Source organism: Pseudomonas sivasensis (assembly GCF_021391435.1).
In the GTDB taxonomy this organism is placed as follows: domain Bacteria; phylum Pseudomonadota; class Gammaproteobacteria; order Pseudomonadales; family Pseudomonadaceae; genus Aquipseudomonas; species Aquipseudomonas sivasensis.
This window is the reverse complement of sequence record NZ_CP090029.1, coordinates 4591739-4616668: the sequence shown is the minus strand read 5'-3', so window position 1 is coordinate 4616668 and position 24930 is coordinate 4591739. Positions and strand designations below refer to the sequence as shown.

General features: G+C 58.4%; 25 protein-coding genes. 12 read left to right on the top strand and 13 right to left on the bottom strand.

What is annotated here, in order from left to right:
* Positions 1 to 2 precede the first annotated feature (2 nt).
* The 3 genes from LRO94_RS20810 to LRO94_RS20800 form a co-directional block, all read right to left on the bottom strand.
* Entirely contained in the window at positions 3 to 320 is a 318-nt protein-coding gene (locus tag LRO94_RS20810) for a Rieske 2Fe-2S domain-containing protein (protein WP_032887730.1), read from the bottom strand.
* A gap of 12 nt (positions 321 to 332) precedes the next feature.
* Positions 333 to 1556, bottom strand: a complete 1224-nt coding sequence (locus LRO94_RS20805) for an iron-containing redox enzyme family protein (protein WP_233896885.1) — start codon at positions 1554 to 1556, stop codon at positions 333 to 335.
* 391 nt (positions 1557 to 1947) lie between these two features.
* On the bottom strand, positions 1948 to 3234 hold the full coding sequence (locus LRO94_RS20800) for a mechanosensitive ion channel family protein (RefSeq protein WP_233896883.1): 1287 nt from the start codon (positions 3232 to 3234) through the stop codon (positions 1948 to 1950).
* 193 nt (positions 3235 to 3427) lie between these two features.
* On the opposite strand from LRO94_RS20800, the gene LRO94_RS20795 reads away from it, so the two are divergent.
* A complete protein-coding gene (locus LRO94_RS20795; RefSeq protein WP_017735367.1) occupies positions 3428 to 4774 on the top strand; it encodes a DEAD/DEAH box helicase in 1347 nt (448 codons plus the stop codon).
* Positions 4775 to 4823: 49 nt separating this feature from the next.
* On the opposite strand, the gene LRO94_RS20790 is transcribed toward LRO94_RS20795, so the two are convergent.
* Positions 4824 to 5099, bottom strand: a complete 276-nt coding sequence (locus LRO94_RS20790) for a hypothetical protein (RefSeq protein WP_179180037.1) — start codon at positions 5097 to 5099, stop codon at positions 4824 to 4826.
* A gap of 156 nt (positions 5100 to 5255) precedes the next feature.
* Here LRO94_RS20790 and LRO94_RS20785 point away from each other — a divergent pair, with 156 nt between their 5' ends.
* Positions 5256 to 5645 (top strand): hypothetical protein, encoded by a 390-nt coding sequence (locus LRO94_RS20785; protein WP_032887737.1) that lies wholly within the window; start codon positions 5256 to 5258, stop codon positions 5643 to 5645.
* Between the two features lie 42 nt (positions 5646 to 5687).
* Here LRO94_RS20785 and LRO94_RS20780 read toward each other — a convergent pair whose 3' ends face one another.
* The 3 genes from LRO94_RS20780 to LRO94_RS20770 form a co-directional block, all read right to left on the bottom strand.
* Entirely contained in the window at positions 5688 to 6554 is an 867-nt protein-coding gene (locus tag LRO94_RS20780; protein ID WP_179180038.1) for a DUF6279 family lipoprotein, read from the bottom strand.
* Positions 6555 to 6620: 66 nt separating this feature from the next.
* Complete coding sequence (locus LRO94_RS20775) at positions 6621 to 7343, bottom strand: TorF family putative porin (RefSeq protein WP_032887741.1); 723 nt, start codon at positions 7341 to 7343, stop codon at positions 6621 to 6623.
* Positions 7344 to 7549: 206 nt separating this feature from the next.
* Positions 7550 to 7729: a hypothetical protein gene (locus LRO94_RS20770; protein WP_003193095.1), complete on the bottom strand. Its 180-nt coding sequence runs from the start codon at positions 7727 to 7729 to the stop codon at positions 7550 to 7552.
* Between the two features lie 322 nt (positions 7730 to 8051).
* On the opposite strand from LRO94_RS20770, the gene LRO94_RS20765 reads away from it, so the two are divergent.
* From LRO94_RS20765 to LRO94_RS20755, 3 genes are all read left to right on the top strand, one after another.
* Entirely contained in the window at positions 8052 to 8888 is an 837-nt protein-coding gene (locus tag LRO94_RS20765; protein WP_032887742.1) for a CvfB family protein, read from the top strand.
* A 113-nt stretch (positions 8889 to 9001) separates the two neighbouring features.
* Entirely contained in the window at positions 9002 to 9400 is a 399-nt protein-coding gene (locus LRO94_RS20760; protein WP_032887744.1) for a DUF2177 family protein, read from the top strand.
* A 199-nt stretch (positions 9401 to 9599) separates the two neighbouring features.
* The gene (locus LRO94_RS20755; RefSeq protein ID WP_179180039.1) at positions 9600 to 11042 is read left to right on the top strand and encodes an NCS1 family nucleobase:cation symporter-1; all 1443 of its coding nucleotides are present in this window, start codon (positions 9600 to 9602) and stop codon (positions 11040 to 11042) included.
* On the opposite strand, the gene LRO94_RS20750 is transcribed toward LRO94_RS20755, so the two are convergent.
* Positions 10954 to 12159 (bottom strand): MFS transporter, encoded by a 1206-nt coding sequence (locus LRO94_RS20750; protein ID WP_179180040.1) that lies wholly within the window; start codon positions 12157 to 12159, stop codon positions 10954 to 10956. The two genes, LRO94_RS20755 and LRO94_RS20750, sit on opposite strands and share 89 nt — an antisense overlap.
* Positions 12160 to 12263: 104 nt before the next feature.
* Here LRO94_RS20750 and ptrR point away from each other — a divergent pair, with 104 nt between their 5' ends.
* Together ptrR and LRO94_RS27905 are read left to right on the top strand one after the other, a co-directional pair.
* Positions 12264 to 13157 carry a putrescine utilization regulator PtrR gene (gene ptrR / locus LRO94_RS20745; RefSeq protein WP_032887750.1) on the top strand — a complete coding sequence of 298 codons (894 nt, stop codon included), beginning with the start codon at positions 12264 to 12266 and terminating at the stop codon, positions 13155 to 13157.
* A 143-nt stretch (positions 13158 to 13300) separates the two neighbouring features.
* Positions 13301 to 13423 (top strand): PA1414 family protein, encoded by a 123-nt coding sequence (locus LRO94_RS27905; protein WP_003193089.1) that lies wholly within the window; start codon positions 13301 to 13303, stop codon positions 13421 to 13423.
* Between the two features lie 91 nt (positions 13424 to 13514).
* Here LRO94_RS27905 and LRO94_RS20740 read toward each other — a convergent pair whose 3' ends face one another.
* The gene (locus LRO94_RS20740) at positions 13515 to 13823 is read right to left on the bottom strand and encodes a hypothetical protein (RefSeq protein ID WP_179180041.1); all 309 of its coding nucleotides are present in this window, start codon (positions 13821 to 13823) and stop codon (positions 13515 to 13517) included.
* A 505-nt stretch (positions 13824 to 14328) separates the two neighbouring features.
* On the opposite strand from LRO94_RS20740, the gene LRO94_RS20735 reads away from it, so the two are divergent.
* Positions 14329 to 16401, top strand: coding sequence for an FAD-dependent oxidoreductase (locus LRO94_RS20735; protein ID WP_179180042.1), 2073 nt, complete (start codon positions 14329 to 14331; stop codon positions 16399 to 16401).
* A 63-nt stretch (positions 16402 to 16464) separates the two neighbouring features.
* Here LRO94_RS20735 and LRO94_RS20730 read toward each other — a convergent pair whose 3' ends face one another.
* Genes LRO94_RS20730 through speB form a run of 4 tightly spaced genes read right to left on the bottom strand, consistent with a single transcriptional unit; the run spans position 16465 to position 20789 of the window.
* On the bottom strand, positions 16465 to 17847 hold the full coding sequence (locus tag LRO94_RS20730) for a sodium:solute symporter (RefSeq protein ID WP_032887756.1): 1383 nt from the start codon (positions 17845 to 17847) through the stop codon (positions 16465 to 16467).
* Positions 17848 to 17880: 33 nt separating this feature from the next.
* Positions 17881 to 19392: a purine-cytosine permease family protein gene (locus LRO94_RS20725; RefSeq protein WP_099602992.1), complete on the bottom strand. Its 1512-nt coding sequence runs from the start codon at positions 19390 to 19392 to the stop codon at positions 17881 to 17883.
* Between the two features lie 21 nt (positions 19393 to 19413).
* On the bottom strand, positions 19414 to 19839 hold the full coding sequence (locus LRO94_RS20720; RefSeq protein ID WP_122681156.1) for a YybH family protein: 426 nt from the start codon (positions 19837 to 19839) through the stop codon (positions 19414 to 19416).
* A complete protein-coding gene (gene speB / locus LRO94_RS20715) occupies positions 19839 to 20789 on the bottom strand; it encodes an agmatinase (RefSeq protein ID WP_032887762.1) in 951 nt (316 codons plus the stop codon). Before speB ends, LRO94_RS20720 begins: the two co-directional genes overlap by 1 nt.
* Positions 20790 to 20938: 149 nt before the next feature.
* Between speB and LRO94_RS20710 the strand changes: the two genes are divergently transcribed.
* The 4 genes from LRO94_RS20710 to rlmD all read left to right on the top strand — a co-directional run bounded on the left by LRO94_RS20710 (position 20939) and on the right by rlmD (position 24929).
* Entirely contained in the window at positions 20939 to 21832 is an 894-nt protein-coding gene (locus LRO94_RS20710) for a LysR family transcriptional regulator (RefSeq protein ID WP_017134867.1), read from the top strand.
* A gap of 6 nt (positions 21833 to 21838) precedes the next feature.
* On the top strand, positions 21839 to 22444 hold the full coding sequence (locus tag LRO94_RS20705) for a tRNA-uridine aminocarboxypropyltransferase (RefSeq protein WP_032887764.1): 606 nt from the start codon (positions 21839 to 21841) through the stop codon (positions 22442 to 22444).
* Between the two features lie 230 nt (positions 22445 to 22674).
* Positions 22675 to 23577, top strand: a complete 903-nt coding sequence (gene cysM / locus LRO94_RS20700) for a cysteine synthase CysM (protein WP_099602994.1) — start codon at positions 22675 to 22677, stop codon at positions 23575 to 23577.
* Entirely contained in the window at positions 23577 to 24929 is a 1353-nt protein-coding gene (rlmD, locus tag LRO94_RS20695) for a 23S rRNA (uracil(1939)-C(5))-methyltransferase RlmD (RefSeq protein WP_179180043.1), read from the top strand. Before cysM ends, rlmD begins: the two co-directional genes overlap by 1 nt.
* Position 24930 lies beyond the last annotated feature (1 nt).

Genomic DNA, 24930 nt, shown 5'->3' with positions numbered 1-24930 from the left:
CTTCATCCGTCGTAACGGGAGAGTTTAAGTAGCGGCACGCACCGTTCGGTGTCGCCGACCACGGTGCTGATCTGGTTTCTGACGCGCACGGTGGGCAGCGCCTTCTTTTCCAGGTTGCAGACCTTGTAGGCGTTGTCGTGCCAGGGACAGATCACGCTTTGGCCGTCGCCCGTCACTTCGCCCATGTGCAGTGGGCCGCCACGATGGGGGCACGAGGTGGGCAGCAATTGCGTCGAATACGCGTGACGCTTCAGAAAATAGGTTCTGTCCTCCACGGCCACGTAATGGGCGTGGGTGATATTCAGGCTGATGGCTTTCATTGGGTGGCCCATTCAGATGGCGGTGACGGTGTACGTGCAGGACGGACTGACGATGCGCGTGCCATGGAGCATTCCCTTGGGAATCACGACGCCTTCGCCGGCGATGAGGCGCACAGTCAATTCGGGGCTGGCGATAAACTCCAGCTCGCCGGATTCGACCCAGAACAGTTCGTCATTGGGGTGGGTGTGCAGCACCGAGAGCTCGTGTTCAGCCTCGGTGATTCGCAGGTCCACCGGCTTTTGGCCCTGTAGCTGCGAAGCCTTGGCGCGATGTTCATCCAGCTCGTCATGCCATTTGATATGGGCATACAGTTCCTCGTCGGCGATGTCCTGAAGGAGCTTGAACTCTTCAAAGCCGCGGATAAGGTCGGGGATGATCTTGGTGCCGAACTGCTTGATCATGGGAATGATCAGGCGCTGAAGTGCCATTCTGCCGTGGTGCACATCGATATGAGCATGCTCATCGAAGTAGGCAGTGGAGACCTGGCCATCGAAGATGGTCTTTATCGCACGGGACTGGTGCTTGGTCGTCAGCGCCAGCGTGGCTTCGGTGTAGTACATGGCGCCGATGTAGCGGAACAGTTCGCCGTGGTTGGCCGACACATAGTGGAAATAGTTGGTCAGCGACAGCGACGCCGGCGTGTAGAACTGCCAGTAATGGTGCACGTGGTGTGACATGTCCATGTCCTGGAGCATGTCTTCAAAGATGGTGCTGTGCTTCTTTTTGTCGACGCCGTAGCCATACTCGTCGATCAGGATCTTGAACAACTCGCTGGTGTACACACCGCAGTTACCCAAAACATTGCGCGCCATGGCCGAGGCTTCACTGAGGAAATCCCCTGCGCATTGGGTCATGAAAAAACGCGCGGCACGCTGGGGGTTGCGGCTGGTGGTCAGCACCTCATGCAGTTTGGAGTCGGCTTGGGCTACATCATCTAAGACTTTATCGGTGTGGGCGACAAAAGAGTCCAGGCACCAAGGACCATTGATGTGCACTTCTTCCTTAAGCCAGTTGTATAAGTAGTGTTCCAGTAACGGGCGGATCTTTTTGCCACTGGCGGCATGTTGGGGGTCATAGAACTGTTTGAACGCCTTTAAGTCGAGTTCTAATGGCGGCTTGGGCAAGAAGACTAAGTCTTGCTCGTAGATATTCAATAACAAGCGTTGTGCCAACAAATGCTGACTGTCTGAAAGTTGGTCGCTGGTCAGGCTGGTGGTGATGATCGAGTCGGTCACGTCCTGCGGCCTGGAAGGTCGCTGATAGGGACTAGTGGTATAAAAATCGCGAGGTTGAGCAAAGGCACTAGCACCACAATAGTGGGTCAACGCTTCGGCATTCGAAGTTAATACAAAGTCTGCCGCATTATCAGAAAGCTGAGTTGTCCATAACATGAGGGATGGCCTTTATCTGGCGTTGTTTGATGGCCAAATGCTAAGGCGTTGGTTTTTTTAAAAACAGATTAGAAATAGTGCGCACAAGTAGTGAAAATCACTAAAGGCGTAGGAGAAATTTTCTTTATTGTCTGCGTCAGTTGATTATTCGGTCGCAGCGGCTACACATAGTTGCCGGCGATTAGCGGGATATTGCGCCGGCGAGGCGCGTATTTTCACCTCGCCGGCTTCGGGCTCACTGCAGGGCTGGCGTGCTCTGGGGGCTGGGCGTCAGCGCCAGAATTCCTGCCCGTAGATCGGTGCCACTCGGTTGCTGGTACAGACTCAGTCCAAACTCCGGCAACACCGCCAGCAGGTAATCGAAGATGTCCCCCTGGATGCGCTCGTAATCGGCCCACGCCGTGGTGCGGGTGAAGCAGTAGATCTCCAGCGGCACGCCCTGAGCCGTGGTTTGCATCTGGCGCACCATGCAGGTCATGTTCGGCTGGATGTCCGGATGGCTTTTCAGGTAGGCCAGGGCATAGGCGCGGAAGGTGCCGAGGTTGGTCATTCGGCGACGGTTGGCCAGTATTTGTGCGCTGTGGCCCTGGGCTTCATTCCAGGCCTTGAGCTCTGCCTGCTTGCGTCCGATGTAGTCGGTGAGCAGGTGCACCTGGGTCATGCGCACCTCTTCGTCATCGCTCAGGAAACGCACGCCGCTGGCGTCGATGAACAGGCTGCGCTTGATCCGACGCCCGCCGGAGGCTTGCATGCCGCGCCAGTTCTTGAACGACTCGGACATCAGGCGCCAGGTAGGAATGGAGACGATGGTCTTGTCGAAGTTCTGCACCTTGACCGTGTGCAGAGTGATGTCCACCACGTCGCCGTCGGCGCCGACCTGGGGCATTTCGATCCAGTCACCGACCCGCAGCATGTCGTTGCTGGTGAGCTGCACGCTGGCGACGAACGACAGTAGCGTGTCCTTGTACACCAACAGAATCACCGCCGACATCGCACCCAAACCCGACAGCAGCAACAGCGGCGAGCGGTCAATCAGGGTGGCGACGATGATGATCGCGCCGAACACGAACAGCACCATCTTCGCCAACTGCACGTAACCCTTGATTGAGCGGGTGCGTGCGTGTTCGGTGCGGGCATAGATGTCCAGCAGGGCATTGAGCAGGGCGCTCATGGCCAGGACCAGGAACAGGATGGAGATGGCCAGTGCCACGTTGCCGATGAACAGAATCGCGGTTTTGCTCAAATCCGGCACCAGGTACAGGCCGAACTGGATCACCAGGGACGGCGTCATTTGCGCCAGGCGGTGGAAGACTTTGTTGTGCCGCAGATCATTGAGCCAGTGCAGCGACGGTTGGCGGCCGAGCAATTTGACGGCGTGCAGGGTGAGGTATCGCGCTACCCGTCCGAGCAGCAGGGCCACCACCAGCAACACCATAAAACCAAGGCTGGCATGCAGCACCGGGTGTTGGTCGAGGGCGCCCCATAGGTCTTGGACGTTGAGCCAAAGCTGTTTGATATCCATGGGTGAAACCGATTCCTCTGTAAGACAAGACGGCGCGATTAGAGCATCTAAGTGCGACAAAGTTGACGTTGTAGACAAATGCCCTGACAAAAAAGCACCTGATTCGCACCGTTCGCGTAAAGAAACTCGGTTTGGGCGCCCGAAACCGTTACCCTATGCAGCTGATATTTTGTATTTCTTCGAGGTAGCACCCGTGTTTTCCCAATTCGCCCTGCACGAACGCCTGCTCAAAGCCGTGGCCGAGCTAAAATTTGTCGAGCCTACGCCTGTGCAAGCAGCGGCCATCCCGCTCGCGCTCGAAGGGCGTGACCTGCGGGTGACGGCTCAAACTGGCAGCGGCAAAACCGCCGCTTTCGTCTTGCCGGTTCTGAATCGTCTGATCGGCCCGGCCAAAGTCCGCGTGAGCATCAAGACCCTGATCCTGCTGCCGACCCGTGAGCTCGCCCAGCAGACTTTGAAGGAAGTGGAGCGCTTCTCGCAGTTCACCTTCATCAAGTCCGGCATTATTACTGGCGGCGAAGACTTCAAGGTCCAGGCCGCCATGCTGCGCAAGGTGCCGGACATCTTGATCGGCACCCCAGGCCGTATGATCGAGCAACTCAACGCCGGCAACCTCGACCTCAAGGAAGTCGAAGTGCTGGTGCTCGACGAAGCCGACCGCATGCTCGACATGGGCTTTGCCGACGACGTTCAGCGTCTGGTTGCCGAATGTGTCAATCGCCAGCAGACCATGCTGTTCTCCGCCACTACCGGCGGCTCGACCTTGCGCGAAATGGTCGCCAAGGTGCTGAACAACCCTGAGCACTTGCAGGTCAACAATGTCAGCGACCTGAATGCCACCACGCGCCAGCAGATCGTCACCGCTGACCACAATGTGCACAAAGAACAGATCCTCAACTGGCTGTTGGCCAACGAGACCTACCAGAAGGCCATCGTGTTCACCAACACCCGCGCTGCCGCCGACCGCATCTACGGTCGCTTGGTTGCCCAGGAATACAAGGCTTTCGTGCTGCACGGCGAGAAAGACCAGAAGGACCGCAAGCTGGCCATCGATCGCCTCAAGGCGGGCGGCGTGAAGATCCTGGTGGCTACCGATGTGGCTGCCCGTGGCCTGGACGTTGATGGCCTGGACCTGGTGATCAACTTCGACATGCCACGAAGCGGCGACGAGTACGTGCACCGTATCGGCCGTACCGGGCGTGCCGGCAACGATGGCCTGGCCATCTCGCTGATCTGCCATGGCGACTGGAACCTGATGTCGAGCATCGAGCGCTACCTCAAGCAGTCGTTCGAGCGCCGCACCATCAAGGAAGTCAAAGGCACCTACACCGGGCCGAAGAAGGTCAAGGCGTCGGGCAAGGCTGTTGGCGTGAAGAAGAAAAAGACTGACGCCAAGGGCGATAAGAAGAAGACAGGCGCCAAGTCGCCGACCAAGCGCAAGATCGCCAACCGTCCGAAGACCGATAACCTGTCGTTGGTCAGCAAAGACGGCATGGCCCCGCTTAAACGCCGCAAGCCCGAAGCACCGGCTGCTGAATAAGCCAGCGCTGATGTGAAAAAACCGGACATCGTCCGGTTTTTTTATGCCTTCAGTTTTTGGCTTTTGCCGCAGCTTCTTTCAATTCTTTAAGGCGGGCGTCGATGAGCTGGCACTTGTCAGGGAATTCCGCGCTTTCAGTGTCCAGGTCCATCTTCTGCAGCTCGTCGTTCATCTCTTTGGCTTTGGTGGGGTTCTGCTCGGTGAGCTTGGTCACTTCCGTCGCCAACTGCTCTCGTTTCGCCGTGGCCTCTTCGGGCGTGCAGGCCCAGGCGGGCAGGGCCGTGAGCAGGGCGGCGGCGATGGTCAGGTTTCTCAAGGTGTTCATGGTACGTACCTCCTTGGTGATGATGTGCGGTTGAGGGGGCGAACGTCTTGAAAGTTCAGAGAAATGACGTCCGTCTGGCGGGCTGAACGGTGGCAGGTGTGGCATGTCACACCTTTTGACGGGCTACTTTTTCTTAGGCCTGCAGGAGGAATCAGGATGACGACTTACAACTGGGATCTAATCGAACGTCTGCTGCACGAAGTGCAGAACGGCGAAGGCAGCTTTGCCCCGCGCAAATACGCCGAGCAGGAAGCGGCCGAGAAGGCCACGGCGGGTGAGAACACCGGCAATCTGGATGCGCTGAAAAAGACCGCAGCGGATTATGAAGCGCTGCTGTTCAAGCGCGGTTTTATTGAATCGCGCCCCGAGGCAGAGGGCGGAAATGGTGAGAACTTCATTTTGACGCAATTGGGTGCCCAACTGCTGGCGCTGATCGACAGTTCCATTCCCGGCAACGATCACCCGCGCCAAGTGCTGGATGAGCAGCCGGATGCACTGGACCCGGCAACCTTCGCTGAAGTGGCGTCCAAAGCGCAGATTGCCTGACGGATATTCGCGGACCCAGTGTGGGTGGCAGCCCCTCCCACATTAAATCCCGGCGGCCTTGAGGCATTTGAGTGCCTTGAAGTCGCTGCGTACGCCGTCGATTTTCTGCGTGAGTTTAAGGCGTTGCTGCGGCGTACTTTCGGCCATCACGTCGACAATCAGGCTGCGCGCCGCAGCTTCGGTCTGGGCGTAAGCCGCGCGATATTGCGGGGTCCATAGGCTTTCGCGGTCCACCAGCAGTTGCTGCATCTTCTGTGGGAATTCGGCGCTGTGGCGTTGCTGCACCGCTTCGATAAATTGCGCCTGCCAATGGGCGCGATTGCCGATCCATTCCTGATTCTGTTCGCCCAGCGCGACGGACCACGCGGTGACGCGATTTTGCTGGCTAGCGCTCAGTGGGCCCATCCAGGTGTCCAGGCGTTTGTTCATGCGCTCGGCGCGGTCCTTGATTTGTTGGGCGAGGGGCGGCTTAAGGTAGTCATCCTGGCGTTTACGCAGATCCTTGGCCAGGGCGTCATTCATTTCTTTGACCTGCTGATCATTCAGTCCCTGGAGCAATTCGATGGCTGATGGGGTGATTTCGCGGGCGACTTCAGCGATTGCCTGTTCGGCTTCAGCGGTGCGCGTTTTCAATGCAGCATCGGTGACCTGGTTTTCGTCGACCATCTGTTGCAGGCGATCGAGCCAATCGAGATAACCCGGCAACTGCGTGGTGCAATGCCAGGCCAAGTGTTCTTTGAGCTTATCGTTGAACCAACTCTTCTGCCCGGCGTTCATGTCCAGGTAGTCATTGAGGGTCCAGGGGATGATCACGTCCAGGTTGCGGTAGGCCAGGCCCACGCGGTTGCAGCCGGCGAGTGCCAGGCTTAGGGTCAGCAGGGCCACCAACAGTTTGAGCTGACGCAGCATGGGCGTTTCCTTGGGCAGAGGGATTCAATGCATGTGAACCCGCGCCAGGCGCTACAGTTCAGCCCATCAATAAAACGACCGCGCGGCCTTTAACGTCAACAGCCCGTCGCATTGCGAATTGTGTCCGGAGTACGCCGAGCAGTCGCCGCCGCTAAGGCTGGAGTCGCTGTAAATCAGGTCCAAGTCGATGCCCTTCCAGGCGCGGGAGAATTGAACCGACCAGTCGCTGAAGCTGCTGATGGTGCCGCCGTCCACCGAAGCTGGAGTGCCCAATTGGTGGGTGGTGTACTTCATGCTGACGCCGATGCCGAAGGGTTGGGTGCCGCCGAGGTCGGCGAAGAGGGTGCTGTCCTGGCGGTCCGGGTCGTTGCTGAAGGAGGCACCGAAACGATTGCCCAACAGGTTCAAGCCACCGTAGAACTCTTGGCTGTCGAGGGGGCTGAGCTTGGGGTAGCTGTAGTGGATCAAGCCGACTTCGTAGCCGAGCGTCTGGTCGAAGGGGTGTTTGAAGCCCATGTAGGAGTCGACTTCGAGGGTGCTTGCCGAAGACAGGCCCATGTTTGGCGAGAACTGGCCGAAGTACAGGCCGCTGTTGTGGCTGAGGTCCAACCCCCCGTGGAAAGAGTCGCTGCCCGGCGAGGTCGGCTTGACCAGGCCCTGTGCCATGCTGCGGCTGGGGGTGGTGCCTAATTTCAGGTCGAAGTCGCCCAATTCGCGCTGGAAGATCTGCGCTTCGGCAAGGGGGCAAGCCACTAATGTGCTGACCAGAAAAATGCAGGATTTGAGCATGCTTCACTCCATGAAAAGCGAGGAGCAGTAACGGAGAAAATCGGGCAGATGCCCGTGCTAGACGTGTGCAAGGATACCGGCGAATGCCAGGCGATGAGGCCCGTTCGTCGATTAACGCAATATTGAATGTAGAAGGAGGGTGTTTCGGGCTCTAGTCCTAGCGCCTTGGAGGCAAGACGCTTAGGGACCAGGTATTTTGCGCGGTGTTACTTTTTACCCAGGCTGATCTGCTTGGACGGGCCGAAAGTCTGGCCGCTCACGCCTTTTGCAATTTGCTGGATTTCGCCACCGGACTTGAGGAAAGCAGCGATTTGGCTGTTGATCGATTCGCTGGTTTCAACGGCTGGAGCTGGCTTTGCTTTGCTGTTGGATGCTTTTACGCGCATGGCGGCCACTAACCTGTAGAAAATTAACTTGGCCAGGCATCGTACAGGAAATACTTGACAATTGCTTGGCAAATATCCCCTGGGAATAATTGGTGCGGCTGGAAATAACCGAAGTTCATCGTTGAAATTAGGCCCTAACTTACTGTTTTGACTCGAAACCACCTAGCAAAGCAGTGCTGGTGGAAGGGCAAAACTCAGTCGAATGATCGGACGAGCGGAGCGATGCCATCGTAGGGCCATGCCAGGCCGCGATTTTTCAGGCGCGCGCGCGTGGCGGGCGCAACTCGGGTAGAATGCCGCCCACGCAATGAGGGTATTGGAAATGGCTCTAGTCGGGCGCTACAACAGCTTACAAGTGGTTAAACACACTAACTTCGGTTTGTACCTTGATGGTGCGCAAGATGGCGAAATCCTCTTGCCTAATCGGTATATCCCCAAAGATATTCCCAGTGAAGATGAAGACTGGCTTAACGTTTTTATTTACCTGGACAGCGATGACAAACTTATCGCCACCACCGAAAAACCCAAAGTTCAAGTCGGCGAATTTGCCAGTTTGAAAGTGGTGGAAGTCAACAGTATTGGCGTGTTCCTCGATTGGGGTCTGCCAAAGGACCTTTTGCTTCCGTACTCGGAAGAAAAACGTCAGATGACCGCCGGTGAATACTGCGTGGTGCACGTCTATCTCGACAAGCACACCAAGCGTATTACCGCCACCGCGCGCCTTGACCGCTACCTGGACAAGACGCCGGCCAACTACGTTGTGGGTCAGGAAGTGGACCTCTTGGTGGCCGAAGCCACTGATATGGGCTTCAAGGCGATCATCAACAACAAACACTGGGGGCTGATCCACAAGAACGAAGTGTTCAAGTTCCTGCGTCCCGGCAAGGAAGAGAAAGGCTTCATCAAAGAGATCCGCGCCGACGGCAACATCAGCCTGAGCCTGCAACCGGTCGGCCAGGAAGCGGCCTCCAGTCTCAACTCGAAGATCCTCGCCAAGTTGCGCGAAAACAACGGCACGTTGCCGGTCAGCGATAAAAGCGACCCGGCAGTAATCAGCAACTTGTTCGGCGTGAGCAAGGGTAACTTCAAGAAAGCTATTGGTGCGCTCTACAAGCAGGGTCAGATCGTGATTCACGCGGATCGCATTGAACTAAGCTGAGTAGGGTTTGCTCTTCTGTAGGAGCGAGCTTGCTCGCGAAAAGGGTACATCCGATACCGCGATGGGCCTGAGATATTTTCGCGAGCAAGCTCGCTCCTACAGAGGTCCGCTTGATGTCTAAAAAATCGTTGTTCGCCTACCTCGGCACCTTGCTTGCTTTTCTGGTGCTCGACGGCCTCTGGCTCGGCGTCCTCATGGGCCCTACCTACAAATCCTTGCTGGGCCCGCTGATGCTTGATCAGCCCCGCCTATTGCCCGCAGTGCTGTTCTATCTCCTGTATGTCCTCGGTTGTGTGGTGTTCGTGGTCTTGCCAAGCATCAACTGGCAACGCGCAGCGCGTTTGGGTGCCTTGCTGGGTCTGGTGGCCTATGGCACCTATGACCTGAGCAACTGGGCCACACTGCAAGGCTGGTCTGCGAGCTTGGCCCTGATGGACATGGCCTGGGGCACCTTCCTGACAGCGGTGTGTTGCACGGTTGGACACGTGTGTGCACATCGGGTGCACCGATGATTGTGTACAGGATTTATGTGCACCGTTGCTGAGCGCGGTCCCCGCGACTAAACCGTCATAAGCGCCTTTGGAGCACCGTCGTAGAGGGATTGTGTGCCATTGGCACGCATTCTGCTGACTGTCTCGTATACAAACCTGGCCGCCTCCCGTATGCATCCCCGTGACGGAAGCGCAGGCCGGTATTACGAGGAGCCCAGCGATGACCGAACAATTGCCCAAAGGCTATAGCCCGCGCCTGTACAACGAGGATCTGGGCCCACTGCCGCAGAAGTGGAACTGGTACAACATTTTTGCCTTCTGGATGAGTGACGTGCACAGCGTCGGTGGTTATGTATTCGCTGCCAGTCTGTTCGCCTTGGGGCTAGCCAGTTGGCAGGTGTTGATCGCCTTGCTCGCGGGTATTTGCATCGTGCAATTGATCGCCAATCTGGTGGCTAAGCCTAGCCAGCAGGCCGCCGTTCCTTATCCAGTCATCTGCCGGCTCGCATTTGGTGTGTTTGGCGCGAATATTCCTGCGGTGATTCGTGGCCTGATTGCCGTGGCCTGGTACGGGATTCAGACTTATCTGGCGTCCAGCGCTTTGATCATCGTGGTGTTGCGCTTTTTCCCACAGATGGCGGTGTATGCAGAACCGCATTTCGCCGGTCTGTCCTACCTGGGCTGGTTTGGTTTCCTCAGCCTGTGGGTACTGCAAGCTGCAGTTTTCTGGGCCGGCATGGAGTCTATCCGCCGCTTTATCGATTGGGCGGGGCCGGTGGTATATGCGGTGATGTTTGCCCTGGCTGGCTGGATTGTTTGGAAGGCTGGCTGGTCGAACATCAGCTTTACTCTGTCGGAAAAGTCCCTGTCGGGCTGGCAAGCGTTCGGCCAAGTGATCGTAGCCACGGCGCTGGTGGTGTCGTACTTCTCTGGGCCAACCCTGAATTTCGGCGATTTCAGCCGCTACTGCCGCAGCATGCAGGATGTGCGACGCGGAAACTTTTGGGGCCTGCCGGTGAATTTCCTGGCCTTTTCCCTGGTGACGGTAGTGATCGTCTCTGGCACCTTGCCGGTGTTTGGCGAAATGCTCCACGACCCGATCGCCACGGTTTCGCGTATCGACAACAACATGGCCGTGCTGCTTGGCGCATTTGCCTTTGTGACCGCGACCATCGGTATCAATATCGTCGCCAACTTTGTGTCCCCTGCGTTTGACTTCGCCAACGTCGCGCCAAGCAAAATCAGCTGGCGTGCCGGGGGCATGATCGCAGCGGTAGCCTCGATCTTTATCACTCCATGGAACCTGTTCAATAACCCGCTGATGATCCACTACACCCTGGATATCCTCGCGGCGTTTATCGGGCCGCTGTTTGGGATTCTGTTGGTAGATTTCTACCTGATCAAAAAACAGAAAATCGATGTAGATGCGCTGTTCGATGACAGCCCAAGCGGGCGCTATTACTTCGACGGCGGCGTGAACTGGACAGCGGTCAAGGCGCTGGTGCCCGCAACACTGGTGGGCGTCGCGATCACCTTCACACCGGCGTTACAGGGCATGGCCAACTTCGCCTGGTTTACCGGCTGCTTCCTGGGAGGGCTGTTTTTCCTGGCGCTGTCACGGCGCGAACAGGTGCGCACGCAAGCGCCTTTGGTTGCTGGCTGACCAATATCCCCCCCGCCAAGAACAGGCCTGTACCGGCAATCACCAATGCCGGTTGCAGGCCGCCGCTTAGATGGCTGCTCGCCGACGCCAATAAGGGCCCGCTCAATTGGCCGATGGCAAAGCTGGCGGTCAGCAGACCGGTGCTGCGCTGGTAGCCGTGGGGCGCCACATCCCGCAAGCGCGCCATCACCAATTGCATACAGGCCAGGAACGGACCGCCGCAAAGCAGAACGCCCAGTGCCAACCCCCAGCCATCGCCCAGCAAGCACGTGAACACTCCGGCCGCTTGCAGCCACAGGGTTGTCATCAGCCAGCGGCGAGTAGCGTCTGGATCTTTGCGACGCAGAGTCGCCACGCCCACGCCAATCGCTGCCAGCAGGCCAAAGCACGGCCAGAACAGATCGGCCTGCCAGGCCCCTTTGAACTGGGCGCTGGCCATCTGTGACAGGAAGGTCGCTGGAATGATGTAACCCAGTCCGAATAGCACATAAACCCAGCACAGGTGCGTGATGCTGCCGTTGCTGCCCGCGTCGCTATGACCGGCGCCAGGGGCGCTGGCACAAGGCTGCGGCAAAAACGGCAGGATCGCCAGCAGCATCACCAGTGCTACAGCGCCATAGATCAACCATAACGTGGCGGAGTTTTGCCCCAGCAGGTTTGAGCCGAGCGCCAATAGCCCGGTCAACAGAATCCCCAGGCCCGGCCCGGCAAATACCAGAGCACCCAGACGCGGGCGTCCGGCGGCGAGCGCCAGCGGCTGACTCAAGCTAGTGATCATCACCAATGCCCAGGCACTTGCCACGCCAGTGCCAAAGCGCAACAGCAGATGGGGCCAGAACCCATGGGCCCAAGAGGACGCAAAGGTCAGCAGCACACATAACCAGAGCCCACCGTACAGCCGACCGCGTACATGACGGTGACCGCGGGCGAAAATCGAATCCACCGCGCCCACGAAGTAGCCGAGGTAATTGGCGGCGGCGATCAGGCCGGCGTCGGTCAGGTCGATCTGCCCTTCGCTAAGCATGTGGGGCATTTGTGGGGTGAGGGCGAAGCGGCCAATGCCCATGGCCATCATCAGGGCGATGGAGCTGGCGAGTAAGCGAATCAGGGGTGACATGGTCAGGTGTCCTGCTGAGAAACGAATGACCCTCAGCCTAAGGTGTGTTGACTTTCTGTAAAATTGAATAATATTGAGTAACTTATTCAGTTTTGGAGAAAGTCGTGGAGTTCAGTCAATTGCGCATTTTCCAGGCCGTGGCGGAAGAGGGGTCCATCACCCGCGCGGCTGAGCGCCTGCACCGCGTGCCGTCAAACCTATCGACCCGACTCAAACAGATGGAGGAACAGCTCGGTGTAGAGCTGTTCCTGCGCGAACGTCAGCGCTTGCAGCTGTCTCCGGCGGGCAAGATATTGCTGGACTACAGCACCCGTCTGCTGGCACTGCACGATGAAGCCCATGGCGCCGTGCAAGGTGGGCAACCGGCCGGCGACTTTGTTCTGGGCAGCATGTACAGCACTGGAGCAGTGCATTTGCCCAAGCTGCTGGCGCGTTATCACAAGGCCTACCCAATGGTGAATCTGCAGGTGCAGTCAGCACCCAGTGGTGAGTTGCTGGAAGGTCTGATCACGGGGCGTCTGGACGCAGCGTTTGTGGACGGCCCGCTGACCATCGCCAGCCTGGACGGCGTGCAGTTATGCGAGGAAAAACTGGTGCTGATCTGTGAAGCCGACCACCCACCCGTGCGTGGCCCCCAGGATGTTGCCGGCCGCTCGGTGTTTACGTTCCGACGCAGTTGCGCTTATCGCACACGCCTGGAGAGCTGGTTTTCCCACGAGCGCGTAGCCATGGGACGGGCGATTGAGATCGAGTCATATCAAGGCATGCTCGCTTGCGTGATTGCCGGTTCAGGAGTGGCGTTGATGTCCCAAGCTATGCTCGACAGCCTGCCAGGCAAGGACAGCGTGTCCGTTCATCCACTGACAGGGCATTTTGCCACTGCGACCACCTGGTTGATGTGGCGAAAGGGTATGCTCGGCGCTAACCTCAATGCGTGGATCGACTTGCAGCAAGAGGGCCAGGCGACGGTAATGAAAGACACCCGCGCCATTGCCTGACCGGTCCGTCAGAATTCGGATGAATTCAGTAATAGTTCGTTGTGGTTTCGTTCAAGCAATATGTAGGACTTAGGGCTACTATCAGTGTAGGAAAAGGCGACATAGCTTGCGCCTACAAGCATTACCCTCAAAGGGGGCAAACCATGAAAGAGAAAATCCAAAACTGGCTCCATGATCTGGGCGTTGCGCTGGGCTTGATCGAGCCTCCGCTGCAGCCGGTGCCGATTCGTACGGATGACGAGCAGCGTCGCCCACGTCGCAGATGAGGCCCCGGGGAGCGCTCGCGCGATGAATACCTCTCTATGTCGTGGGAGCGCTGCCAGGTAAATCGGATGGCTGTACGACGTGTGAGTTGCGTCATTCGCCTTTACTGACTTCGGTAAACCCGAAGCTATGTATGTGGTCCTCGCCAGTGGCGCAATCGTGATAATGGCCCTTTACCTCCATCTCACCATTGAAACTTCCATGAACTTCAAAGCTGAACCAGTCTTTAAATGCTCGTTCTATGGGCAGTGTGGCAAATGAAGTCCCGTTTTTATAAAACATGAGCTTGTATATTCCAGTGCAGACGCCTGCGTGGGGGCCGCTCATATGCACGCGGTCGCCTGTCTTAAGTTGCGGTGGAACTGTTGACGCAGCGGGGTAGCTAGGATCGCGCTGTTTCATTTCATCACCTCATGGGTTATCGGGTAGCCAAGCCAATTTCTTCAGATTTGAAATGGCCATGTCAGGCTATTACGGCCCTCAGCGGTCCTTCTACTGTGATAACTACCAGTTCCGACCAATGGCAGCTGGGTGAACTCAGGGAAAACAGGTGCAGCATCCGCGTGCATCTGATGCAGTAAATTCCTCCCGAACATATTCGTTGGGTAACGCCTCGTAGACACGGGTTGCAGTCCGTAAGTGAGCGTGCCATTCAGGCTGTGCTTTTTTAAGACCGGAATTGGACTACCCGTTTATCAGAAGCGGTTGGGTTAGTTAGTTTGAAATATCGGAGTAGTTTGAGTTTCGTTAAGTAATGATTTGTACCGCTTACTGATATAAAGCTTCCTGAAGAAAACGGGTTTATGAAGGGTGAGTTTTAGGGCTTTAAGTATTTAAAGTGTTGGCCCCAACTTATTTAACTCCTATCTCCAGGCATTAGTCAGCCAGAATTGTTGGAGACGAAACTATGCTGCTCTCTCACGTTCCGCCAGTTGCCGCGTCACTCATCGCCACTACCGAAAATATTTTACATATCGCACCTACGTCGAACCGTTGGAAGGCTGATGCACCCAGCAACGTAGTGTTTTTCCCCCCGAACTCAACCAAGCAAGCGCTGCTGCTACAGATCGGGCTCGTGCGCCCTTCAACGATCATTATTGGAGATCAGGTTATCGATGGGGAGGTCATTGACCTATGGCGTTTAAGCCACCCATTTGGAGATCTCTGTCTGATTCGCCGAGGCACAAGTCTGGATAAGGTGCGGTTGGATTTATGCGAGTCAAACGGCATTCGAGTGGTCAACACACCTGGGGTCAACGCGCCGCACGTTGCGGCTTATATCGCGCACTGGCTGACACTTGCCGATGGCTCTACACCCCAAGACATCTGCGTCCTGGGTTACGGAAATGTGGGGAAAGAGCTGGTCAAGTTGTTACTTGATCGAGATCCGCATGTTCGGATCAAAGTGTTGAGTCCACGCAGCCAGGCGTGTCCAGATAGCCGAGTCTCATTTGTGTCGGACTGGTCCGAGGCACTGCAAGGGGCTCGTTCTATCGCCATTTGTTTATCCCTGAATGATGATTCTGCCCATCGCATTGATCGGGCCCTGATTCAATGTATGCACAGGCAGGCGCGTCTGATCTGCGTCGCCAAACCAGATGTGTTCAGCGACGATGCGTTGCAATCCCTTTCACTGGCTGAAGACGTCCAACTTGTCTTGGATTACGGGCCTGCGACATTGGAGGCGTTTCGGATGCGTACACAAGCGCTCGGTTGCAGTGTCGCCACCTGGCGCAGACCGGCGACGCTGACTGCACAGGCGGCAACCACCGAAGCCTGCCATTGCGACCTTGATTATGCCGTCGCTGTTCAATTGAGCTTGATGGCCCTGCGTGGCCTTGTCAGGCGTAAACTTGCACGCTCACTGACGATCCCCACACTGCATGCACATGCCGATGCGCCCCGTGTATCAATCATCGGCAGAGGGATCAACGGCCTGCTCCAGGCCGTGATGTTTCGCTTGGCGAATTATCAGGTAACAGTCTATGGAGGCAATCGGGACAGTGATGGTGCCAGCCATAAGCGTATGAATATGCGCCATCTTTCAGCAACTGAGACGACTGCAAAGCCGCCACATAACGACTATTTACTTCCAGGAAATCAGTATCTGGCCATTGAGTGCAACCGCGCCGGCATTGAGTTGTTTGAAAAATTTCTGGCTGACAACCCATCACTGGAGCAATTTGCGCGAGCGCGGGTTGTGCGCGCTTATAGGGAGACAACCAGTGAAGTAGATGCCGCAATACGCGAGCAGCGCGAGATCGAAAGCAGACCGTGGCCTAGTGGCAAACCTGGAGGTGAGCTCAGAGAAATCAGCCCACAGCAACTCCAAGCGCTTTGTGGCATCCATGGAGTCGGTAGGGCTATTGAAGTATCAGGCTACGATGTGGAATTTGTTCACCTAATGGATGAGATTGAGGTGCTGTTGCAGTGCTCTGGGGTTCAGTTCCAGCCTCAGCATCTGAGCCGTGTCCAAATTGCTGAGCTGAGCAAAGAACATTTCGTCGTCAGTGCCATGGGCGTAGAGGAGCCAGAGGTTATCGCGATCATCGGCTGGTTTTTCAAGCTGCCTGCTGTGGGTAATGAAGGCGCTGAAATGCGGGGGCTCAAGCTTCAATACGATCTGCCAATTGGTGTCATGAATTGCCGCTTGGACGGGCACTGCATTCTCGTCTCCGGTGGACAGGTCCCGCCCGATTCGGCGCCGGAGCACAAAGAGCAGATCCTGGCAGCTTGTCTGGCCGCTGTTTCTCTTCACTTTCCAATGTCTTATTGCAGTGCAATCGAAAGTGGCGACTTGCATATTGTCGAATGTGCCAGGCCCGGCACCTCAGATGGACTTTCGATCGTTTATTGGGCCGCCCATCATCAAATCGCCGCCGGAGGCACCTATGCCGGAGGCACAACCCAAGGATTGGTATGGGCCTCCCTGGTCCAGGAAATCATCCAGGCAAACCAAAACCTGTCAGTTGGACGATAAAAAAACGGGCGCGACATCCGACGTCGCGCCCGCTGAAGAAACCGCTCTTGATTCTGTGAGGCGTCAAACCACCCGAGTCGCCATCGCCTCCGGCCGCCGGGACAACAAACTGACCAGCACAAAACTCACCAGCCCAACCGCCAGGCTGTAGTAAATCGGCGTGTTCGCATCCAGCCCATCCTTGAACATGAACACCAGCGCCGTCACAAAGCCCAGCGTCATGGACGTAATCGCCCCCGACGTGGTCGCGCGCTTCCAGAAGATCGCGCCAATCAACGGGATCAACATCCCGCCGACCAAAAGGTTATAGGCCAGGGTCAGCGCGCTGATTACATCGCTGACCACCAGCGCGATACCCAGCACGGCGATACCGGTCAGCATCGTGAACAGGCGGTTGATGTTGAGGCTCGACTGCTTACCACCACGCAAACGCGGCAGCAGGTCCTCGGTCAGTACGGTGGAGGCGGCCAGCAAGCCGGCGCTGGCCGTCGACATCATCGCCGCCAGTGCTGCCGCGATCACCAGCCCACGGATGCCGTCCGGCAGCGACAGTTTGACGATGGCCGCAAACGCGTTGTTGACGTTGTCCAGGTCCGGAATCAGTACATGGGCCGCCATGCCGATCAGCGCACAGGCCAGTCCGTAAAGGATGCAGTAGAAACCGGCGAAGGTGCCCGCGTACTTGGCGACTTTTTCATCACGGGCGGTGAACACCCGTTGCCAGATGTCCTGGCCGATCAGGATGCCGAAGAAGTAGATCATGAAGTAGGTAATGATCGTGTCCCAGCCGATCGCGGTGAAGCTGAAGCTCGACGCCGGCAGCTTGGCTACCAGTTCATCCCAGCCGCCTACGCGGTACAGGCAGATCGGCAGCAGTATAAACATCAGGCCGACGGTCTTGATCACGAACTGCACGATGTCTGTGAGGGTCAGCGACCACATGCCGCCGATGGTCGAGTACACCACCACCACGCCGCCGCCCAGCAGTACCGAGATCCAGAACGGCAGGCCGAACAGCACTTGCAGCACGGTACCGATGGCCAGGATCGAAGTTACGCCGATCATCAGCGCGTAGGCCAGCATGATCACCGCACTCGCTTGGCGAGCCATGGGGTTGTAGCGTTTTTCCAGCACCTGGGTAACGGTGAAGATCTTCAGTTTGAGCAGCGGCTTGGCCAGGAACAGGTTCAGCGCAATGATTCCCATGCCCAGCGCGGCGCACAGCCAGAAGCCGGAGATGCCATGCACATAACCCAGGCGCACGGTGCCGACGGTGGACGCTCCGCCCAATACCGTCGCGGCCATGGTGCCCATGTACAGCGACGGGCCCAGGTTGCGCCCGGCCACCAGGTAGTCTTCGTGGGTCTTGGCGCGGCGCATGCCGTAATAGCCGAGCACGAGCATGCCGGCGGCGTAGATGAGTACGACGAATAAATCCAAAGCCATGACGGCGAGTCTCCGATTATCTTTTTTATGAGGTCAGGCGGCGTGTTGCATCGCCGGTTTAGCGAGCGAATCCATGCTCTTGCTGCGTGGATCAGTCGGTCCATAAACAGAGGCCGGCTCCGGGAACACTCGCAACAACGTCAGGTAAACCACTGACGCCAACCCCAGCGTTACCGGCAGGCTGATATCGATGCCATCGGCCAAATTGCCCAGCGGCCCGACAAACTGCCCCGGCAGGTTGACGAAGCACAGGCCCACCAACGCGCTCGGAATCCAGGCTCCCAGCCCGCGCCAGTTCCAGCCATGGCTGAACCAGTAGCGCCCGCCGGTTTCACCGCGGGTGAACACTTGCAGGTCATCCGGGCAGTAGAAGCCGCGGCGCACGATCAGGCCGATGATCATCATCACCATCCACGGCGTGGTGCAGGTGATGATCAGCACGGCGAAGGTCGACACGCTCTGCACCAGGTTGGCGGCGAAACGTCCGATAAAGATGAAGGCAATCGACATCACCCCAATCAGCAGCGTGGCCTTGACCCGCGACAGCAGGCGCGGGAATACGCTGGACATGTCCAGCCCCGTGCCATACAGCGAGGTCGTGCCGGTGGACATGCCGCCGATCACCGCGATCAGGCACACCGGCAGGAAGAACCAGGTGGGTGCAACCGCCAGCAGGCCACCGACATAGTTGTTGGCTGCGATGTAATCCGGTGCCTTGATCGCCACGATGGTCGCGGTGGCGAGGCCAAACAGGAACGGGATCAAAGTAGCGATTTGCGCCAGGACCACTGCCAGCATGATGCGCAGTTTCGGCGTCTCACGGGGGATGTAGCGTGACCAGTCTCCGAGGAACGCGCCGAAGGAAATCGGGTTGCTCATGGCTACCAGCGCAGCGCCGATAAACGCGGCCCAGAAGCCGGTCTGGCCCATGGCGACGCTGCCTGAGAAGTGGCTGTCAAAGGCTGGCGCGAACGCGAAGATCCCCAGCAAAAACAGCAGGCTCGCCGCCCACACCGCAATTCGGTTGACCCACAGCATGAAGCGAAAGCCGTAGATGCACACCGTGAGGACAAGCAGGGCGAACAGGCCGTAGGCCAGGCCCAGGGTCAGGTCGGTTTCCGGCAGGCCAATCAGACGTTTCGCACCTCCGACCAGCGCATCGCCTGAACTCCACACCGACAGTGAGAAGAAGGCAATTGCCGTCAGCAATGACAGAAACGAACCGACAATCCGCCCGTGCACCCCAAAGTGCGCACCGGAAGACACCGCGTTGTTAGTGCCATTGATCGGCCCGAACAAGCCCATAGGCGCCAGGATCAGAGCACCCAGCAGCACGCCCAGCACAATGGCCCAGACACCGGCCTGGAATGACAAGCCAAACAGCACTGGGAACGAGCCCAGCACGGCAGTGGCGAAGGTATTGGCACCGCCGAAGATCAGACGGAACAGATCCTTGGGGTTGGCGGTACGTTCGTGGTCCGGAATCTGTTCGACCCCGTTGGTTTCAATCTTGCGAATACTGTTTTCGTTGTTTTTATTATTCATGATCAGCTCCGATCACATTGGCTAAGGGGGCGGCAGCCCTTCCGGCACAGCGGACAAATGTTCGTGACAGGCCAGCCACAGGCCTTGTTTTTGTTGTGTGCGTAGCCCTTGCCGTTTGAAGACAATGGTCTCGCGTTCCTGGCTGAAAAATTGCTCCCCGTTCATGCGCAACTCGGTGGCCACGTCATGAATAAATATCGCCACATCCTCACCTTGCAGGCTAACAGACGGGTTGCTCGACGTGCAGGACAGCACCTCGAAGCCCTCGTCCGCGCGCCAGCTGTCCCACAACGCCTGGTAGGCATCGCGGCTGAGCAGCGGTTGGGGGAGGGTGTAGAACACAAAGCTGGCATCGGCCGTGAACGCACCGAAGTAGGCGGCGCGGTCATTGCGGGCGAAGGCCGCCACCAGGTCGGCGGCGGCTTGCAGCACCTCGTGCGTGCTCATCAGCGATGCGCCACGCCGGGCAGTACGCAGAGCATCTCGTACAGCAGGTTGGCGCCGAGCAGCGAGGTGTTGCCGGTGGTGTCGTAGGGCGGCGAAACTTCTACCAGATCACAACCAACCAGGTCGAGGCCCTGGCAACCACGGATGATCTCAATGGCCTGGATAGTGGTCAGCCCGCCGATTTCCGGAGTGCCTGTGCCGGGGGCCCAGGCGGGATCGATGCCGTCGATGTCGAAGCTCAGGTACACCGGGCCGCCGCCAACTTTCTCCCGCACTTCGGCCATCAACGGCGCGAGGGAGTGGTGCCAGCATTCTTCCGCCTGGACCACGCGAAAGCCCTGTTTGCGGCTCCAGTTGAAGTCTTCCGCGGTGTAGCCCTGGGCGCGCAGGCCTATCTGCACCACGCGGTCGCAATCGAGCAGGCCTTCTTCCACGGCGCGGCGGAAGGTGGTGCCGTGGGCGATTTTCTCGCCGAACATATGGTCGTTGACGTCGGCGTGGGCATCGATGTGAACCAGCCCGACCTTGCCGTGTTTCTTGTGGATCGCCCGCAGGATCGGCAGGGTGATGGTGTGGTCACCGCCCAGCGTCATGGGGATCACATCGTGTTCTAGGATCTCGTCGTAGGCTTCTTCGATGATGCGCACGGCGTCGAGCAGGTTGAAGGTGTTGATCGCCACGTCGCCGATGTCAGCCACGGAAAGCGAGTCGAACGGTGCTGCGCCGGTGGCCATGTTGTACGGGCGGATCATCACTGATTCGGCGCGGATTTCACGCGGCCCGAAGCGGGTGCCGGCACGCAGCGAGGTGCCGATGTCCAAGGGCACGCCGACAAAAGCAGCGTCCAGGCCTTTGGCCGATTGCAGGTGGGGAAGACGCATCATGGTGGCGATGCCGGCGAAGCGCGGCATTTCGTTGCCGCCCAGTGGTTGGTGGAAGATCTTGTCCACGGGATTGCCTCATCGTTGTTTTGTTTATTAGGGGCCGATTCTGCGAAATGCGAAGGAAGGGAAGAATCGGCAGAGGCAAATACTTAGTTCAGGTTTTTCTAAACTAATGCACGCGAGTAAACTGCCCCGGTCCTTACCCGGAGCCGACCATGGCCAACGCCTTGCCCGACCTCAAACTCCTGCGCATCTTCGTCAGCGTCGTGCGCCACCAGGGGTTCGCCAACGCTCAGCACGAACTCAACCTGTCCACGTCGGCCATCAGCACCTATATGAGCCAGTTGGAAAGCGCGTTGGGCCTGGTGCTGTGCCATCGCGGGCGCGGCGGCTTCAGCCTCACCAGCAAGGGCGAGTTGTTTCACCAGGAAACCTTGCGCCTACTCGGTGAACTGGAAGGCTTCGAGCAGTACGCCGCCGCGCTCAAAGGGGAGTTGCGCGGCACCCTCAAGCTCGGCGTGCTCGATTCCACCGTCAGCGACAAGGCCCTGCCGTTCGCCGAAGTGATCGGCGCCTACAGCCTGGAACATCCGGCGGTGCATCTGCATCTCTCGGTGATGAGCCCGTACGAATTGCAATTGGGTGTGCAGGACAACCGCCTCGACCTGGCCATCGGCGCCTTCTCCAACCGTATGAGCGGGCTGATCTACATGCCGCTTTATCGCGAGCAGCATTGGCTGTATTGCAGCACGCGGCATCCTTTATTCAATGAGCGACGCATTCCCGAACAAGTGATCACCCAGCAACGCATGGTCGGACGCGGCTACTGGAGCCAGGCGGAACTCGCGCGCCACGGCTTCAAGCACAGCGCCGCCACGGTGGAAAGTATGGAGGCGCAGCTGATCCTGGTGCTGTCCGGCGCCTATATTGGTTACCTGCCGGAGCATTACGCCCAGGCCTGGGCCGACAAGGGTGACCTGCGCGTATTGCTGCCAGCCACCTTTGGCTATCAAGCGCCATTTTCGATGATCATGCGCCGGGGCCGCAGCCGTGAGCCGCTGATCCAGACCTTCCGCGATTTGCTCAAAGCCCAGCTCAATCAGGCCTGAAGAACCATGTCCAGACCCCAATGCTCCCGTTGCCTCAGGCCCACTGCCCATTGCTTGTGCGCGCTGATCCCCAACCTCGATAGCCGCACCCGCGTATTGCTGTTGCAGCACCCGAGCGAGGTCAACCATGCGCTCAATACCGCGCGGTTGGCGGCGCTGGGATTGAACAATGCGCAGTTGGTGGTGGGCGAGGTCTTTGATGACTTGCAGGCCCTGTTGAACCCGCCCGGCTACCAGGCGAGGCTGTTGTTTCCTGCTGACGATGCCCAGCCGCTGCAAGCCTACGCGCCAGGGGCTCAGCCGCTGTTGCTGGTGGTGCCTGACGGCACTTGGCGCAAGGCGCGCAAGCTGTTGCACCTCAATCCCTTGCTGGCGGCGTTGCCTCGGGTGACGCTGGCTGAGGCCGCCGTGTCCCGCTATCGACTGCGCAAGGCGCCCGGGCCAGGGGCGTTGTCGACGGTGGAGGCGATTGTGCAGGCGCTGCAAGTGCTGGAGGCGCCGGTGTCGTTTGAACCGTTGCTCAAGCCGTTTGATGCATTGATCGAAGGGCAGATTGCAGCGATGGGTGAGGAGGTCTTTCGGAGAAATCATGGCGATGGGCATTTGGGCTAGGTGGGGTATCGAGGCGCGGCCATCGGGAGCAAGCCCCCTCCCACATTCGACCGAGTTCCAGCATGAGAATGCGGTCCAGTGTGGGAGGGGGCTTGCTCCCGATGGGGTCCCCAAGCTCACCCTCTTTTCCGCTTATTCCTTTAAGCCATAAGCACCACACTTTGCGTGATATGGCCCGCCGGCCTTTCCCGGTATGATGTGCGCCCCGCAGTCTGGATTGCGAATACGCCATGACCTTGCAGTACCCTACAATCGCCGATTGCGTCGGCAACACGCCCCTGGTCCGCTTGCAACGCATGGCGGGTGAAACCAGCAATACCCTTTTGCTCAAGCTCGAAGGCAACAACCCGGCCGGCTCGGTAAAAGACCGCCCGGCGCTGTCGATGATCACCCGCGCCGAGCTGCGTGGGCAGATCAAGCCTGGTGACACCCTGATCGAAGCCACCTCGGGTAACACCGGCATCGCCCTGGCCATGGCCGCCGCGATCAAGGGTTACAAGATGGTGCTGATCATGCCCGACAACGGCAGCGCCGAGCGTAAGGCAGCGATGACCGCCTATGGCGCCGAGTTGGTGCTGGTGACCCAGGAAGAAGGCATGGAGGGCGCCCGCGATCTCGCCGAGCGCATGGCCGCCCAAGGCCGTGGCCAGGTGCTGGACCAGTTCGCCAATGGGGACAACCCCGAAGCGCACTACACCACCACCGGCCCGGAGATATGGCGCCAGACCCAAGGCACCATCACCCATTTCGTCAGCTCCATGGGTACCACCGGCACCATCATGGGCAACTCGCGCTACCTCAAGGAGCAGAACCCGGCGATCCAGATCGTCGGCCTGCAACCGATGGAAGGCGCGGCCATCCCAGGCATTCGTCGCTGGCCCGAAGAGTACTTGCCGAAGATCTACAACGCGACCCGCGTGGATCGCATCATCGACATGGCCCAGCGCGAAGCCGAAGACACCACCCGCCGACTGGCCCGTGAAGAAGGCATCTTCTGCGGCGTGTCGTCCGGCGGTGCCGTGGCGGGTATGTTGCGCTTGTCCAAGGAAGTGGAAAACGCGGTGATCGTCGCGATCATCTGTGACCGAGGCGACCGTTACTTGTCGACCGGCATTTTCGACGAACCCAACTGATGGCCAAGCACGAGAGAGGCCTGCGCTTCCAACCGACGGGCGGCAGCCGGGCCCCACAGATTCCAGTGGGCAAGAAACAACGCCTGACCATTGAGCGCCTGGCCAACGATGGCCGTGGCATCGTCTTTTTTGAAGGCCGCACCTGGTTCGTCAATGGCGCGCTGGCCGGCGAAGAAGTCGAAGCGCGGGTGTTGGGTACCCACGGCAAAGTGGTCGAGGCCCGCACCGAGCGGGTGTTCAAGGCCAGTGAACTGCGCCGTCCTGCACCGTGCGCGCACTTCGGCCGCTGTGGCGGTTGCAGCGTGCAGCACTTGCCCCACAACGAACAACTCGCCCTGAAACAGCGCATGCTCGCCGAGCAACTGTCCCGCGTGGCCGGTGTCGAACCGCAAGAGTGGGCCGCACCGTTGAGCGGCCCGGAGTTCGGTTACCGGCGCCGTGCCCGCGTGGCGGTGCGTTGGGATGCCAAGGCAAAAAAACTCGACGTGGGTTTCCGCGCCGTTGCCAGCCAGGACATCGTCGCCATCGATGATTGCCCGGTGCTGGTACAGGCCTTGCAGCCGATCATGCAGCGCTTGCCCAACATGCTCCGTCGTCTGAGCAAACCTCAGGCACTGGGCCATGTTGAGTTGTTCAGTGGCTCGTCCGTCGCGTTGTTGCTGCGGCATATGGCGCCGTTGTCGGAGGCGGACCTGCTGATTCTGAAAGAATTTTGTAGCTTCCATGAAGCCCAGTTGTGGCTGCATGGCGAAGGCCAGCCGGAACCCTTTGAGGCCGATCAGTCACTAGGTTTCCGATTGGACGCATGGGGCTTGGAGTTGGCGTACCGGCCGGGGGATTTTGTCCAGGTCAACGCCGGGGTCAACGAGGCGATGGTTGCCCAGGCCCTGGACTGGCTGGCGCCGCAACCTGATGAACGGGTGTTGGACCTATTTTGCGGCTTGGGCAATTTTGCCCTGCCACTGGCCAAACAGGTGCGTGAAGTGGTGGCAGTGGAAGGGGTGCAGACCATGGTGGACCGGGCTGCACAGAACGCCATCAGCAACAATTTGCATAATGCGCAGTTTTTTCAGGCCGATTTGTCCCAGCCTTTGACTGACGCGGATTGGGCCAAACAGGGCTTTTCTGCGGTACTCTTGGATCCACCCCGCGATGGTGCCCAAGAGGTTGTGCGCAAGCTCGCCACCCTGGGGGCCAAGCGCCTGGTGTATGTGTCCTGCAACCCGGCGACGCTGGCGCGGGACACGGTTGAGTTGGTCAAGCAAGGCTACCGGCTAAAACGGGCCGGGATCCTCGACATGTTTCCGCAGACGGCGCATGTCGAGGCGATGGCGTTATTTGAAGCGGGCTAGG